General features: G+C 68.1%; 11 protein-coding genes. 7 read left to right on the top strand and 4 right to left on the bottom strand.

The features are described from left to right. Positions 1–2: 2 nt before the first annotated feature. Positions 3–1,007: a cobalamin B12-binding domain-containing protein gene (locus tag CRM90_RS10265; RefSeq protein ID WP_102806885.1), complete on the bottom strand. Its 1,005-nt coding sequence runs from the start codon at positions 1,005–1,007 to the stop codon at positions 3–5. Next, positions 995–2,245 carry a PP2C family protein-serine/threonine phosphatase gene (locus CRM90_RS10260; protein ID WP_102806884.1) on the bottom strand — a complete coding sequence of 417 codons (1,251 nt, stop codon included), beginning with the start codon at positions 2,243–2,245 and terminating at the stop codon, positions 995–997. The genes CRM90_RS10265 and CRM90_RS10260 overlap by 13 nt, the downstream gene beginning before the upstream one ends. 146 nt (positions 2,246–2,391) lie before the next feature. On the opposite strand from CRM90_RS10260, the gene CRM90_RS10255 reads away from it, so the two are divergent. After that, positions 2,392–2,748 carry an STAS domain-containing protein gene (locus CRM90_RS10255; RefSeq protein ID WP_233209258.1) on the top strand — a complete coding sequence of 119 codons (357 nt, stop codon included), beginning with the start codon at positions 2,392–2,394 and terminating at the stop codon, positions 2,746–2,748. On the opposite strand, the gene fni is transcribed toward CRM90_RS10255, so the two are convergent. Continuing rightward, positions 2,732–3,793, bottom strand: a complete 1,062-nt coding sequence (fni, locus tag CRM90_RS10250; RefSeq protein WP_502693257.1) for a type 2 isopentenyl-diphosphate Delta-isomerase — start codon at positions 3,791–3,793, stop codon at positions 2,732–2,734. The two genes, CRM90_RS10255 and fni, sit on opposite strands and share 17 nt — an antisense overlap. A 66-nt stretch (positions 3,794–3,859) precedes the next feature. On the opposite strand from fni, the gene ftsY reads away from it, so the two are divergent. The 6 genes from ftsY to CRM90_RS10220 all read left to right on the top strand — a co-directional run bounded on the left by ftsY (position 3,860) and on the right by CRM90_RS10220 (position 12,457). Beyond that, a complete protein-coding gene (gene ftsY, locus CRM90_RS10245) occupies positions 3,860–5,290 on the top strand; it encodes a signal recognition particle-docking protein FtsY (protein WP_102806883.1) in 1,431 nt (476 codons plus the stop codon). A 177-nt stretch (positions 5,291–5,467) separates the two neighbouring features. After that, positions 5,468–6,823, top strand: a complete 1,356-nt coding sequence (locus CRM90_RS10240; RefSeq protein ID WP_199189852.1) for an ammonium transporter — start codon at positions 5,468–5,470, stop codon at positions 6,821–6,823. Between the two features lie 5 nt (positions 6,824–6,828). Continuing rightward, positions 6,829–7,167 (top strand): P-II family nitrogen regulator, encoded by a 339-nt coding sequence (locus tag CRM90_RS10235; RefSeq protein ID WP_036339085.1) that lies wholly within the window; start codon positions 6,829–6,831, stop codon positions 7,165–7,167. Positions 7,168–7,240: 73 nt separating this feature from the next. After that, entirely contained in the window at positions 7,241–9,724 is a 2,484-nt protein-coding gene (locus tag CRM90_RS10230; RefSeq protein WP_102806882.1) for a [protein-PII] uridylyltransferase, read from the top strand. A gap of 95 nt (positions 9,725–9,819) precedes the next feature. After that, positions 9,820–11,385 carry a signal recognition particle protein gene (ffh, locus tag CRM90_RS10225; RefSeq protein ID WP_102806881.1) on the top strand — a complete coding sequence of 522 codons (1,566 nt, stop codon included), beginning with the start codon at positions 9,820–9,822 and terminating at the stop codon, positions 11,383–11,385. A gap of 1 nt (position 11,386) precedes the next feature. Beyond that, positions 11,387–12,457, top strand: a complete 1,071-nt coding sequence (locus CRM90_RS10220) for a metal-dependent hydrolase family protein (RefSeq protein ID WP_102806880.1) — start codon at positions 11,387–11,389, stop codon at positions 12,455–12,457. A gap of 1 nt (position 12,458) precedes the next feature. On the opposite strand, the gene CRM90_RS10215 is transcribed toward CRM90_RS10220, so the two are convergent. After that, the gene (locus CRM90_RS10215; protein WP_102806879.1) at positions 12,459–13,907 is read right to left on the bottom strand and encodes a hypothetical protein; all 1,449 of its coding nucleotides are present in this window, start codon (positions 13,905–13,907) and stop codon (positions 12,459–12,461) included. Positions 13,908–14,042: the final 135 nt, after the last annotated feature.

Here is a 14,042-nt window from a genome sequence, read left to right as displayed (position 1 = left end):
GCTCAGCCGGATTCGATCATGAAGTGCGCCCGCACGAGCTCGGACGCCAATGGGAAGTCGTCGAGGCTGTCGGCGAGCAGGTCCGCCAGCTCGGCCACTGACGCGGAGTCGGCGTCACGCGCCTGCAGTACGTCGTTGATCCACCACGCGGTCTCGGCGATCGGCCGCGGGTCACCGGTGAGCAGCGCCGCCGACAATGCGTGCAGCGCCTGGTTCAACGTGTCGCGAGTCAGGTTGGCGAAGACGGTGTTCGGCGGCGATTCACGCGTCAGCGACCACCGTTCGTGCAGGAACTCGACGATCCGCCGGTGGTGGAGATCCAGTTGCGCCTGCTCGGCGCTCGCCGCCGGTGAAATCTCCGGTAGCACACCGGCAACAGTGGGCAGCCGGTCCATCGCTTCGACCGCGGAGTGCGCGTTCGGTGCCCACGCGGTGGCGCCCAGCGCCCGCGCCCGCACGTCGTCGTAACCGAATGCCGGGCCCCCGACCAACGTCGGCACCCCGGCCCCGGTGGCCGCCTCGATGAAGCGGCGGGTGGTCGGCAAGGCGCCCAACACCGAGCAGCTGATGGCCACCGCGTCGTGCCCGTGGTCGACGAGATGCTGACTCAGGCGCATCGGCGAGGTCGCCGCGCCCAACACGGTGGTCTTCCAGCCATGCGCGCGCAACGCGCACCCGATGATCATGGCGGGCAGTTCATGGAACTCCCGCTCGGCACACGCGACCAGAACAGACCTGCCCCGCAACGGAATTGCGTTCACGTGCTCCGCGACGGCGCCGGTGGCGGCGACCGAGATCGCGGTGGCCGCGTGCTCGTCGGCGACGGACCATTCGGCGCGCTGCCACCGCATTCCGACCTCGCGCTGCGACGTGGCGATCACGTCGGTCAGTATCGTCAGGGGATCCACACCGTCAGTGAGCAATTGGGTGACAACGCCGGTGGCCTGCGCCCGGTTTCTGCTCGCCAACGCATGCTGGTAGTCGGCCAGCGCTGTCAGCTCCCGCACGTGACCGCCAGCAATGCCATGTCGTCGTGCGGATCACCGTCCAGGTACTCCAGGACGTCGCGTTCGACGGCTTCGCAGATCACCTCTCCGCCGGCGCCGGCGTAGGCGGGCAGCAATTCCAGCAACCGATGTACGCCATACAGACGCTCGTCGCGACGCGCCTCCTCGACGCCGTCGGTGAACATCAGCATGGTGTCGCCGCGCTCCAATCGCACTGCGGCAGTGTGATAGTGCACACCGAGCTTCACTCCGGCGGCGATCCCGGAGACCTCGATCTGTTCGATATCGCCGGTGGCCCGAACCACGATCGGGCCGGGGTGTCCGGCCGCGGCGACGTGCGCCTCGGCCCATTCACCGTCAGGTCTGCCCCGCACCCGCGCGCACAGTGTGGTCACGAACCGTCCCACCGCCTGCTCACACAGCACCGTGTTCAGCGTGTCCAGAACCCGATCGGGGCTGCGGTCGAAATGCGTGGAGGTGCGGATGGTTTGGCGGGCCTGCAGCGTGAGCGCCGCGGAATCCACCCCTTTGCCGCACACATCGCCGAGGGTGAGCACCACGTCGTCGCCGCTACCGACGACATCGTAGAAATCACCGCCGACCTCGAGATGCTCCACCGCAGGCCGATACCGCGCCGCAACCGAAAATCCGGTGGCCTGAGGAAGTTTCGGCGGCCGGAGGCTGCGCTGCAACGCCGCGGCCAATTGTCCGCGCTCTTCGTAGAGTCGAGCCGAATCCAGCGCGACAGCCGCGGTCGCGCCCACCCGCTCGGCCTCCTCGATGGTGTCCTCGTCGAAAAGCCTTCCCGCCGTGCGGGCCAACACGAACGCGCCCAATGTCGTGCCCCGGGCGGTCAGCGCCAGCGTCAGCACGTCAGCCGGACGCAGTGCGGCCAGTTCCTCGGCGAGGGCGCGGTGCCGCAGGCGGGTGCCGATCTCGGCGAGGGACATATCGTGACCGACGTGGCCATGGAGTCGCTGGCCGGTGCGCAGCACCTGATCCAGACCGCGCTCGGACGGCGACGACCGGGCGATCACATCGGTGAATCCGACGTTGGCCCCGCCGTAGACGGTCAGTCCACCGGTCCGGTGATCCGGCATGGCCAGTACCGCCCAGTCCGCCAGGCGTGGCTGGACCGCGCTCAGCAGATTCAGGACGGTGCGCCGCAGATTCAGCGATCCGTTCAGCGCGGTCTCGACGTCGCGGTGCGCGACGTCGGGCGCGAACTGGTTTGCCATTGCCTCCACGCTAGCGGGGATCTTCGCCGCAGGGCCAGGCCTGGCCGTTAGAGGGAGCCGACGGCGTGAGCTAATCTGTTCGCCGAGGTTCAAGCAGCAGCCTTCCGATAGTTGTCGCCCGCCGGCCGGGCACCGATCGTCGAAGGGTGGCTTTGGACGCTTACGATTCCCGCCAGTACTGGCTGGGGAGAACCGCCGTCGTCAGTGCTTCCGGGGCACTCGATCTGCTGACGTCGCCGCGTCTCGAGCAACTCGTCACCAGCACACTGGAGCAGCGCCCAGACGCCCTGATCGTGGACCTGACCGAGGTGAGCTTCCTCGGCTCGGCCGGCATGCAGGTGCTCGTCGACGCCTACGAGGCGGCATCCCCGGAGATCGGATTCGCAGTGGTCGCCGACGGGCCAGGCACCAGCAGGCCGCTGAAGCTGATCGGACTGACCGAGGTCTTCGACGTCGTCGCGTCCTTGCAGATCGCGGTCGACCGACTCAGCCGAGGCGCGTGAGGTCCAGGCGTTTCAGCGCGGAAAGATCATCCGCACCGCAGCCGTGCAGGCAGACGCGCAGCTCTTCGACGAAGCCGTGCAGCGCATCCAGCGCGGCGGCCGGTGACTCGATCGCCGGGGCCAACAACGGGCGGGCCAGGGCCACCACATCGGCGCCCAGCGTCAGTGCCGTCGCGGCATCGACCCCGGTGCGGATCCCGCCGGAGGCCACCAGCGGCATGCCCGGCAGGGTGGCCCGAACTTCGGTGAGCGCCTGTGCGGTCGGCACTCCCCATTCGGCGACGGCCGGGTAGCGCACCTCGCCGTAGCGCACGAGCTGTTCGACCCGGGCCCATGACGTGCCGCCGGCGCCGGCGACGTCGACCGCGGCGATCGGCAGGCCCCGCAGCCGCTCGGCGGCCGCAGCGCCGATCCCGTGGCCGACCTCCTTGACAAGGATCGGATAGGGCAGCGCCTCGGCCAGCCTGCGCAACCGGTCCAGCGACCCGCTGAAGTCGGTGTCGCCGTTGGCCTGCATCGCCTCCTGCAGCGGATTGGTGTGCACGGCCAGCGCGTCGGCGCCGATCCGGTCCAGTGCCGCGGCGATCTTGGGGATCGCGGATTCCGAGAGCTGAGCCAGGCCGATGTTGCCGACCAGCAGGACGTCGGGGGCGAGGTCGCGGACCTCGAAGCTGGCGGCTGTGACCTCATCGTCGAGCATGATGCGCTGTGAACCGAGCATCATGCCGATCCCGAGCTTCTGCGCGGCCTCGGCAAGATTGCGGTTGATGGTGCGGGACAGCTCGGCCCCGCCGGTCATCGCCCCGATCAGGACCGGGGCGCGCAGCTGGGCACCAAGAAAGCCGGTGCTGAGGTCGACGGTCCCGAGGTTGGTCTGGGTCAGGGCGTTGTACGGAAGCCGATAGCGCTCGAAGCCGGTGGTCACCGTCTCGTATTGCACCGGCCCGTGAAGGCAGGCGTCGATGTGGCGAAGCTTGCGGCTCGCCATACCCAAACTGATCCCCGGGTCGCTGCGCTCTCCCCGGCCGGATCCCGCGTCGTCCATCGTCATGAGATACCCCGTACCCCAGGGGTGGCGCGGCGCATCGCCATGCCCTGAAACAATGGCACGGTGTCAGAGGGTCTCTGGATCGCTATCGCGGTCATCGCCGTCCTGCTCGTCGCTGCACTCATCATCGGTCTGGTCCGCTATCGGCGGCGCCAAATCAGTCTGCGCCGCAGCTCAGAGAGTCCCACACCAATTGACCGATCCGGCGGCTACAGCGCGTCGAGCGGCATTTCGTTCACACAATCGTCAGTAACGACAGCGCCCCCCAAAGCGCCGGTGGCGCCGCCCACGATCGACACCACCGGACTGCCCGGGGTCGGTGACGATGCCGCGCTGCCGCGAGACTCCATCAAGCGCCCGATCGAGGATGTGCGGCTGCCCGAACCGCCGGTGGCCGAACCGCCGGTGGCCGAACCGCCGGTGGCCGAACCGCCGGTGGCCGAACCGCCGGTGGCCGAACCGCCGGTGGCCGAACCGCCGGTGGCCGAACCGCCGGTCATCGAAGAGCCTGCCGTCGAGGAGACCCCCGCGCCGGCAACGGTCACCCCGGCGGCCCCTGACCTCAGCGGCATCGCGCCCACGGAAGGCCGCCTCGAGCGCCTCCGCGGGCGGCTCGCCAAGTCACAGAACGCGCTGGGCCGCAGCATGCTCGGTCTGCTCGGCGGCGGCGATCTCGACGAGGAGTCCTGGGAAGAGGTCGAGGACACCCTGTTGATCGCCGACCTGGGCCCGGTGGTGACCGGCTCGGTGATCGAACAGTTGCGCAGCCGGCTTGCTGCCACCACCGTGCGCACCGAGGCCGACGCCCGCGCCGTGCTGCGCGATGTGCTGATCGCCGAGCTCAACCCGGGGCTGGACCGCTCGATCAAGGCACTGCCGCATGCCGACAAGCCGTCGGTGCTGTTGGTCGTCGGCGTCAACGGAACGGGCAAGACCACCACGGTGGGCAAGCTGGCCCGCGTCCTGGTCGCCGACGGGCGCCGGGTGGTCCTCGGCGCGGCCGACACGTTCCGCGCGGCGGCCGCCGACCAATTGCAGAGCTGGGCGTCGCGGGTCGGTGCCGAAGTCGTGCGCGGCGCGGAGGGAGCCGACCCGGCCTCGGTGGCCTTCGATTCGGTGGACAAAGGAATCGAAGCCGGCGCCGACGTCGTCGTCATCGACACCGCCGGGCGACTGCACACCAAAACCGGCCTGATGGACGAGCTCGGCAAGGTCAAGCGGGTGGTGAGCAAACGTGCGGCGGTCGACGAGGTGCTGCTGGTGCTCGACGCGACGATCGGCCAGAACGGTCTGGCGCAGGCCCGGGTCTTCGCCGAGGTCGTCGACATCACCGGGCTGGTGCTCACCAAACTCGACGGCACCGCCAAGGGCGGCATCGTCTTCCGCGTGCAGCAAGAACTCGGGGTGCCGGTGAAGCTTGTCGGATTGGGTGAAGGCCCCGACGATCTCGCACCGTTCGAGCCGGCCGCGTTCGTCGACGCGCTGCTCGGATAGCCCCGGAAATCGTTCTGAGCGGTGCGAATTGCGGGATGTAACACCCGCGAAACGCAGACTGCCGATCCGTTCACATGCGCGAAACACCTAGGCGTCTCCGCTGAAACAACCACTGCGCATTGTCTTGGCCTAGGTCAACGGTGCCTAACCGTGGCATGGGTGAAGGAGAAACTGCGAGTGGATGGATTCCCGGTGATGGGCGTGCCGGACACCGGCGACACAGCATGGATGCTAGCGAGCTCCGCGCTCGTCCTGCTGATGACGCCAGGCCTGGCCTTTTTCTACGGCGGCATGGTGCGTGCCAAGGGCGTGCTCAACATGATCATGATGAGCGTCAGTGCCATGGGTGTGGTCACGGTGCTGTGGGTGCTGTACGGCTACTCATTGGCATTCGGCAACGACAAGTTCAACCTGTTCGGTGACCCCAGCCAGTATTTCGGCCTCAAGGGGCTGATCGGCGGCACCTACCTGCAACTGAAGCCGGAGGATGCGGCCGTCTCGATCCCGCTGGCCGGAACCATTCCACAGGTCGTCTTCGTGGCCTTCCAGCTCATGTTCGCGATCATCACGGTCGCCCTGATCTCCGGTGCGGTCGCCGATCGCCTCAAGTTCGGCGGCTGGCTGGTGTTCGCGGGTCTGTGGGCCACCTTCGTGTACTTCCCGGTCGCCCACTGGGTGTTCGCCTTCGACGGCGTCACCGGTGAGACGGGCGGCTGGATTGCCAACAAGCTCAAGGCAATCGACTTCGCCGGTGGAACCGCGGTGCACATCAACTCCGGTACCGCGGGCTTGGTCCTGGCGATCATCCTGGGCAAGCGCCTGGGCTGGCCCGGCACTCCGATGCGGCCGCACAACCTGCCGTTCGTGATGCTCGGCGCCGGTCTGCTGTGGTTCGGTTGGTACGGCTTCAACGCGGGTTCCGCGGTGGGCTCCAACGGAATTGCCGGTGTCACATTCATCACGACCACCGTCGCCACAGGCGCGGCCATGCTGGGCTGGCTGCTCACCGAGCGGATTCGTGACGGACACGCCACCACCCTCGGTGCGGCATCGGGCATCGTGGCCGGCCTGGTCGCGATCACCCCGTCCTGCTCCTCGGTGAATGTGGTTGGCGCACTGGCGATCGGCGCGGGCGCAGGTATCATCTGTGCCCTTGCGGTGGGATTGAAGTACAAGCTGGGCTTCGACGACTCGCTGGACGTGGTCGGCGTGCACCTGGTCGGTGGTCTGTTCGGCACCCTGATGGTGGGCCTGGTGGCCACCGCGGAGGCGCCGGCGGCGGTTTCCGGCCTGTTCTACGGCGGTGGCTTCGATCAGTTGATCAAGCAGGCCATCGGTGCGTTCGCGGTTCTGGGGTACTCCGCCATCGGGACAGCTATCTTGGCCTTGATCGTCAAGTACACCATCGGACTGCGGCTTGATCGCGAGGAAGAGGCATCCGGTATCGACGAAGCCGAGCACGCGGAAACCGCGTACGACTTCGCGACCGCCGGCACCGGCTCGGTTCTCGGTCGTCACGGCGCGGAGGAATGAGGGAAATGAAGCTGATTACTGCGATCGTCAAGCCGTTCACGCTGGAAGACGTCAAGACCGGTCTGGAGCAGACGGGCATCCTCGGGATGACCGTCAGCGAGGTCCAGGGGTACGGACGTCAGAAGGGTCACACCGAGGTGTACCGGGGCGCGGAGTACTCCGTGGACTTCGTGCCCAAGGTGCGCGTGGAGGTCATTGTCGATGACTCCGCGGTCGACAAGGTCGTGGACGTCATCGTGCAGGCCGCACGAACCGGCAAAATCGGCGACGGCAAGGTGTGGGTCAGTCCGGTGGAGACCGTGGTTCGGGTCCGCACCGGTGAGCGTGGGTCCGACGCTCTCTGACGCAGACGTTGTGAGGTTCTTCGCGGCCGCACCGAATGAGCGTTAGTCGAGCGTCGGCCGTTGGAGGACTGAGATGACAAAGCAATCAAGAGATTCCGCCGCCGGCGCCTCCCGATGGGAGGCACCGGCGGCGGGTTCGTCGAAACCCGCGAAAGATCTGGCCGCCGCCAGCAAGCAACTGCTGGAAGGCGGCCAGCGCCACCTGGATTCGGCGGCACTGCGCGACGCGCTACTGGACCTGCACGAATTCTGGCTGACCACCAAGGCCACCGAGATCGGCATCACGGCCACCAGCGGGTTCGCCATCGTCGCCACCGGCGGGTTGGGCCGCCGCGAGTTCGTGCCGTACTCCGACCTCGACCTGATGCTTTTGCACGACAACATGCCCGCCGAGATCGTCACCCAGGTGGCCGAACTGCTGTGGTACCCGCTGTGGGACGCCAACATTCGTCTGGACCACAGTGTCCGCACGGTGCCCGAGGCCCTCGCGGTGGCCAACGAGGACATCTCGGCCGGGCTGGCCATGCTGGAGGCGCGACACATCGCCGGTGATGCCGAACTGTCCCAGCTGTTGATCGGCGGGGCGCGACGGCAATGGCGCACCGGAATCGGTTCCCGCTTCGAGGAACTCGTCGAGCTCACCCAGGCCCGCTGGCAGCGCAGCGGGCAGATCGCACATCGCGCCGAACCGGACCTCAAATGCGGTCGGGGTGGGCTGCGCGACGTTCAGCTGCTGAATGCGCTGGCGATCGCCCAGTTGGCGGACGTGTACCCGAGCCACTCGCTGGTGTCGCCGACCGGCTCACTCGGCGGCGCGCACCTGGCGCTGCTCAATGTGCGCACCGAACTTCACCGGTCGTCCAAGCGTGGCCGCGACCAGCTGCTGGCCCAGTTCGCCGACGAGATCGGCGCCGCCTTGCGCATCGGCGACCGTTTCGATCTTGCCCGGATGCTCTCCGACGCCGCCCGCACCATCAGCTACTACGTCGACGCCGGGCTGCGCACCGCGGCCAATGCCCTTCCCAAGCGCGGTCTTTCGGTGCTGCGGCGGCCGGCCCGCCGTCCGCTGGACGAAGGGGTGGTGGAATTCGCCGGCGAGGTGATACTGGCGCGTGACGCCCGCCCGGAACGCGATCCCGGTCTGATCCTGCGGGTGGCGGCGGCCTCGGCCACCACCGGACTGCCGATGTCGGCGTCGACGTTGAACAGGCTGGCCGCGTCGGCTCCCGAGCTGCGCACGCCGTGGCCGCGCGATGCGCTCAAGGACCTGCTGGTGCTGCTGGCCGCAGGCCCGACCACGGTGGCCACCATCGAGGCCCTCGACCGCACCGGTTTGTGGGGACGGTTGTTCCCGGAGTGGGGAGCGGTGCGCGACCTGCCGCCCCGCGACGTCGTTCACATCTGGACCGTCGATCGCCATCTCGTCGAGACGGTCTCGCGGGCAAGCACATTCACCACGCGGGTATCCCGCCCCGACCTGCTGGTGCTGGGCGCACTGCTGCACGACATCGGCAAGGGCCGCGGCGGGGACCACAGTGTGATCGGTGCCGAGCTGGCCGTGCAGGTCGGCACCCGGTTGGGCCTGTGGCCGTCCGACATCGACGTGCTGTCGGCGATCGTGCGCTACCACCTGCTGCTGCCGGACGTCGCGACGCGGCGGGACCTGCAGGATCCCAAGACCATCTCCGGTGTCATCGACGCGCTCGGTGGCGACCCGGTGCTGCTCGAGCTGCTCGATGCGCTGGCCGAGGCGGATTCGCTGGCGACCGGGCCCGGGGTGTGGGGGGACTGGAAAGCTTCGCTGATCGGCGACCTGGTCCGGCGTTGCCGGTTGATGCTGGCCGGCGAGCCCCAGCCGCACGCGGATCCGATCGATCCGCACCATCTTTCACTGGCGGCTGACGGCGGCGTGCACGTCGAGATGACGCCGGGGGACAGTGTGCACACCTTCAACGTCGCGATGATCGCCCCGGACCGGCGCGGCTTGCTGTCGAAGGCGGCCGCGGTGCTGGCGCTCAACTCGCTGCGCGTGCATTCGGCGTCGGTGAACAGCACCGGCGGTGCGGCGATCAACACCTTCGTGGTGTCGCCGCGCTTCGGTGCCCCGCCTGCGGCAGAACTTCTCCGGCAGCAATTCATCCTCGCGCTCAGCGGCGAGCTCGACGTGATGTCGGCGCTGGAGAAGCGTGACGCCGACGCCGCGCAGTACGGCACCGGCCGGGTGGGCGAGCACAAGCCGGCCGTGCCGATCAACGCGGTGCCGGCACCGCCGCGCATCCTGTGGCACGACGGCAGCGGGGAGGGTCAGCTGATCGTCGAGATCCGCACCACCGACCGCACCGGGCTGCTCGCGACGCTCACCGGCGTGCTCGAGCGGACCGGCGCGGACATCGCCTGGGCCAAGATCACCACGCTGGGATCGTCGGTGGTCGACGCGTTCGGAATCTCGGTCCCGACGTCGCTATCGGTCGCCGAGGCCCGCGCGAAGCTGGAGAACGACCTCTACGCGGTGCTTCCGACACCGCCGCCCGCCAAGCCGGCCGAGGCGGCCGGGTAGTCGTGCGCGAAACCGACACCATGGTCGTGGTTGGCGAAGGGGGCGCGACCATGGCGTCGATCTCGGCGCCCGACGTCGCCCGCTAGGCTTACTGCGTGTTTGAATCCCTGTCCGACCGGTTGACCGGTGCGCTCTCGGGCCTGCGCGGCAAGGGTCGGCTGACTGACGCCGACATCGACGCCACCACTCGCGAGATCAGGCTGGCGCTGCTCGAGGCCGACGTTTCGCTGCCGGTCGTGCGTGCCTTCGTCAACCGCATCAAGGAGCGGGCGCGCGGCGCCGAGGTCTCCGGTGCGCTCAACCCCGCCCAGCAGGTCGTCAAGATCGTCAACGAGGAGCTCATCGGCATCCTCGGCGGGGAGACCCGTCAGCTGGCCTTCGCCAAGAACCCGCCGACCGTCATCATGCTGGCCGGCCTGCAGGGCGCCGGTAAGACCACGCTGGCCGGCAAGCTGGCCAAGTGGCTCAAGGGCCAGGGCCACACCCCGCTGCTGGTGGCCTGCGATCTGCAGCGCCCCGGCGCGGTCAACCAGCTCAAAATCGTCGGCGAGCGCGCCGGCGTCAACGTCTTCGCCCCCCATCCGGGCACCGCACCCGATGCCGCGGACACCGAGGGCGCCGGCCCCGGTGATCCGGTCGCCGTCGCCGCTGCCGGTCTGGCCGAGGCGCAGAGCAAGCACTTCGACGTCGTCGTCGTCGACACTGCGGGCCGGTTGGGCATCGACGAGGTGTTGATGGAGCAGGCCGCCGCCATCCGCGACGCCGTGCACCCCGACGAGACGCTGTTCGTCCTCGACGCGATGATCGGTCAGGACGCGGTGGCCACCGCCGAGGCGTTCGGGTCCGGTGTCGGGTTCACCGGCGTCGTGCTGACCAAGCTCGACGGCGACGCCCGCGGTGGTGCGGCCCTGTCGGTCCGCGAGGTGACCGGCGTGCCGATCCTGTTCGCGTCGACCGGTGAGAAGCTCGAGGACTTCGACGTCTTCCACCCCGACCGGATGGCCAGCCGGATCCTCGGCATGGGCGACGTGCTGAGCCTGATCGAGCAGGCCGAGCAGGTCTTCGATCAGCAGAAGGCCGAGGAAGCCGCCGCCAAGATCGGCTCCGGCGAGCTGACGCTCGAGGACTTCCTCGAGCAGATGCTGATGATCCGAAAGATGGGGCCGATCGGCAACCTGCTGGGCATGCTGCCCGGCGCGGGCCAGATGAAGGACGCGCTGGCCACCGTCGACGACAAACAACTCGACCGGCTGCAGGCGATCATCCGCGGCATGACGCCACAGGAACGGGCCGACCCGAAGATCATCAACGCCTCGCGCCGACTGCGCATCGCCAATGGCTCCGGTGTCACGGTGTCCGAGGTCAACCAGCTCGTCGATCGCTTCTTCGAGGCGCGAAAGATGATGTCGCAGATGGCCGGTGCGATGGGCATGCCGTTCGGGCGTCGCTCATCGAAGAAATCGGCCAAGGGCAAGAACAAGCAGGCGGGCAAGAAGAAGGGCGGTCGGGGGCCGACGCCGCCGAAGCAGAATCCGTTGCTGGCCGGTGCCATGCCCGGTGGCTTCCCGGACCTGTCCGGAATGCCCGAGGGACTGAACGAATTGCCGCCTGGTCTGGCCGATTTCGATCTGTCCAAGCTGAAGTTCCCGGGCAAGAACTAGCGTGCCGGCTCTCCACGTTCGGGGCCGCGGTCTGCCCGACGGCGAGCTGGTGGAGTGGTGGATCGTCGACGGTGTCTTGCGCACCGAGCAGGTCGCCGATGCGGAGACAATTTTTGACGGTGGCTGGATCCTGCCCGGCTTGGTGGACGCGCACTGCCATGTCGGGCTGGGGGAGCACGGCGAGATTCCGCTGGACGAGGCGATCGCCCAAGCCGAGCGTGAACGTGAGGTCGGCGCGCTGTTGTTGCGCGACTGCGGATCTCCGACCGACACCCGCAGCCTCGACGATCACCACGACCTGCCACGGATCATCCGGGCCGGGCGACATCTGGCCCGCCCCAAGCGGTATTCGCGCGGCTTCGCCATCGAACTCGAGGACGAGTGGCAGCTGCCCGAGGCGTTGGCGGCTCAGGCCCGTGCCGGCGACGGGTGGGTCAAGCTGGTCGGTGACTGGATCGACCGCTCGGTGGGGGACCTGGCGCCGCTGTGGTCCGACGACGTGCTGCGCGCGGCGATCGCCGCCGTCCACGACGAGGGTGCGCGGGTCACGGCGCATGTGTTCAGCGAGGACGCGTTGCCCGGACTGATCGGTTCGGGCATCGACTGCATCGAGCACGGCACCGGGTTGACCGACGACACCATCGCGATGATGGTCGAGCACGGCACCGCGCTGGTGCCCACGTTGATCAACATCGAAAACTTCCCCGGATTCGCCGACGCCGCAAGCAAATACCCGACCTACGCCGCCCACATGCGCGACCTCTACGCCACCTGCTACCCGAGGGTGGCCGCGGCCAGGGAAGCCGGCGTGCCGATCTATGCGGGTAGCGATGCCGGCAGCACGATCGTCCACGGCCGGATCGCCGACGAGGTCGACGCCCTCACCCGCATCGGGATGAACCCGACCGACGCGCTCGGCGCGGCGTGCTGGGATGCGCGCAGGTGGTTGGGCAGGCCGGTGCTCGACGACGGCGCGCCGGCGGACCTGGTGTGCTACACCGAGGATCCGCGCGGCAGCGCCGACATCTTGTCGAACCCCGACCGGGTGATCCTGCGCGGCCGGGTGTACTAGATCAGGCGGCGATGGCCGCGGCCGGGGCCGGGGCCTTGGACGCGACGATCACCCCGAAATCGCTTGACTGCCAAGACCACATGAAGCCGGCGATGGACACCGGTGCGCTGCCGGCGGCCAGGTTGCCGTCATTCAGGTAGATCTTGCCGGTGCTGACATCCACTCCGGTCACGACCACCCAGTGGTTGGCCTCGGGTGCGGGCGTCTCGACGTCCTGACCGGACGCGTTGACGATCAGGCCGGCGTCGACGACGACGGCCACCGCCTTGCCTGCGGCCAACGCGGCTTCGACATCGCCGAGCGCGCGCTGGCCGTCGACCTGGGTGGCCTTGTTCGGGGCTTCGCCCGGCTCGGGGTCGTCGACGTAGGACTTGTAGGTGGCGTCGATTCCGTACTTCTTCAGCAGCGCAACGCCGTCGTAGTTGTAGAGGCCGATGAATCCGGTCTCGGCCCGGGTGCCCACGTACATCGGCTTCGTCGGGTCAACGGTGCTGGGCGTGGCCTTGCCGATCGCGATCATCTCCTGCTCGGTGAACTGCGGGCCGCCGAGCTGAGCGATGATGGCGGCATCGGCGAGCAGCACACACGAATTGTCGACGTCCTGGGTCTGCCAGTACTGCGCCTGATCGGCGGGGGTCCCGTACTTCCCGGTACCGGAAATCTTGACGACGATGCCTTTTTCGATGGTGTCGGGCTTGGCCACCCCCAGTGCGACCGCCATCGAGTGCAGCGCCAGCTGCAGCTGGCCGAGCAGGCCCGGCAGCCTGGCGGCGGCACCGTTGCTCACGCTGACCGTGAACTCGTCGGTGATGCCGGGCGTGATCAGTTCGTCGCGCGCGACGTAGGTGTACTGCCCGGTCTTGGGATCGAGGGTGACCGTGCCGTACTTGGGTTGTTCGGTGACGGTGTAGGTCGGATCGAATCCGTTGTTGCTGCTGCCGTTGACGGCGCCGTCGACCTGTTTCTTCGGGCCCGCTTGGGCGCCCTGAGTGGGCGACGCGGTCGGCGCCTTGTTGAAGAACGTGTAGTCGATCTGGCGGGCGATGTCGCTCAGTACCGACTGGACAGTCGGAATCTTCGGTGTGGCAGACGCTTTGGGTGTCGCATCGGTGGTCGTCACCAGCGACAGGGATGGCTTGGAATCCGTTGGCGTCGCCAGACCCTGCGCTGACGGCGATGTCACGGCGCCACCGCCGGCCGTCACCTTCGGTGACGGCTTACCGATCGCCCGGCGTGAGGAGCCCGTCGACTGATGCTTGTTCGCCGCGCTGGTGGAGGTGTCCGACGCCGAATGTGACGTCGACCCGGACGACCCGGTGTCTGCGTATGCCACCGCGGTGCCGGCCACCATCGCAGCGCCGAGGCCCGCGGTGAGGGTTCCCGCCGCCAGCCAGGCAGCGAATTTGTGTGCGGCTCTGCGCCTGCGCGTCTGACCCGTGCTGTAGTCCATCAACGATCCCCGTCCCGACATTCAACGCTGATAAGAATGGCCGACATGTGCCGACCTGAGAGTAGAGCTAATTAGCTCGAGTGGTCGTCAATTCGGGAATATTGCTGAATTGTTGATCTTTCCGTTGTCAAGCGG

It is taken from the genome of Mycobacterium sp. ENV421, assembly GCF_002887815.1.
Classification (GTDB): domain Bacteria; phylum Actinomycetota; class Actinomycetes; order Mycobacteriales; family Mycobacteriaceae; genus Mycobacterium.
Note: the sequence above shows the minus strand (reverse complement) of the source record. Positions and strands in the feature narration are given on the sequence as shown.

Bases quoted from the DNA above. Each gene is read 5' to 3' on its own strand.
- fni (WP_502693257.1), bottom strand. From the start codon at position 3,793: ATGGACGACGCGGGATCCGGCCGGGGAGAGCGCAGCGACCCGGGGATC.
- CRM90_RS10235 (WP_036339085.1), top strand. From the start codon at position 6,829: ATGAAGCTGATTACTGCGATCGTCAAGCCGTTCACGCTGGAAGACGTC.
- CRM90_RS10260 (WP_102806884.1), bottom strand. From the start codon at position 2,245: ATGGCAAACCAGTTCGCGCCCGACGTCGCGCACCGCGACGTCGAGACC.
- CRM90_RS10230 (WP_102806882.1), top strand. From the start codon at position 7,241: ATGACAAAGCAATCAAGAGATTCCGCCGCCGGCGCCTCCCGATGGGAG.
- CRM90_RS10215 (WP_102806879.1), bottom strand. From the start codon at position 13,907: ATGGACTACAGCACGGGTCAGACGCGCAGGCGCAGAGCCGCACACAAA.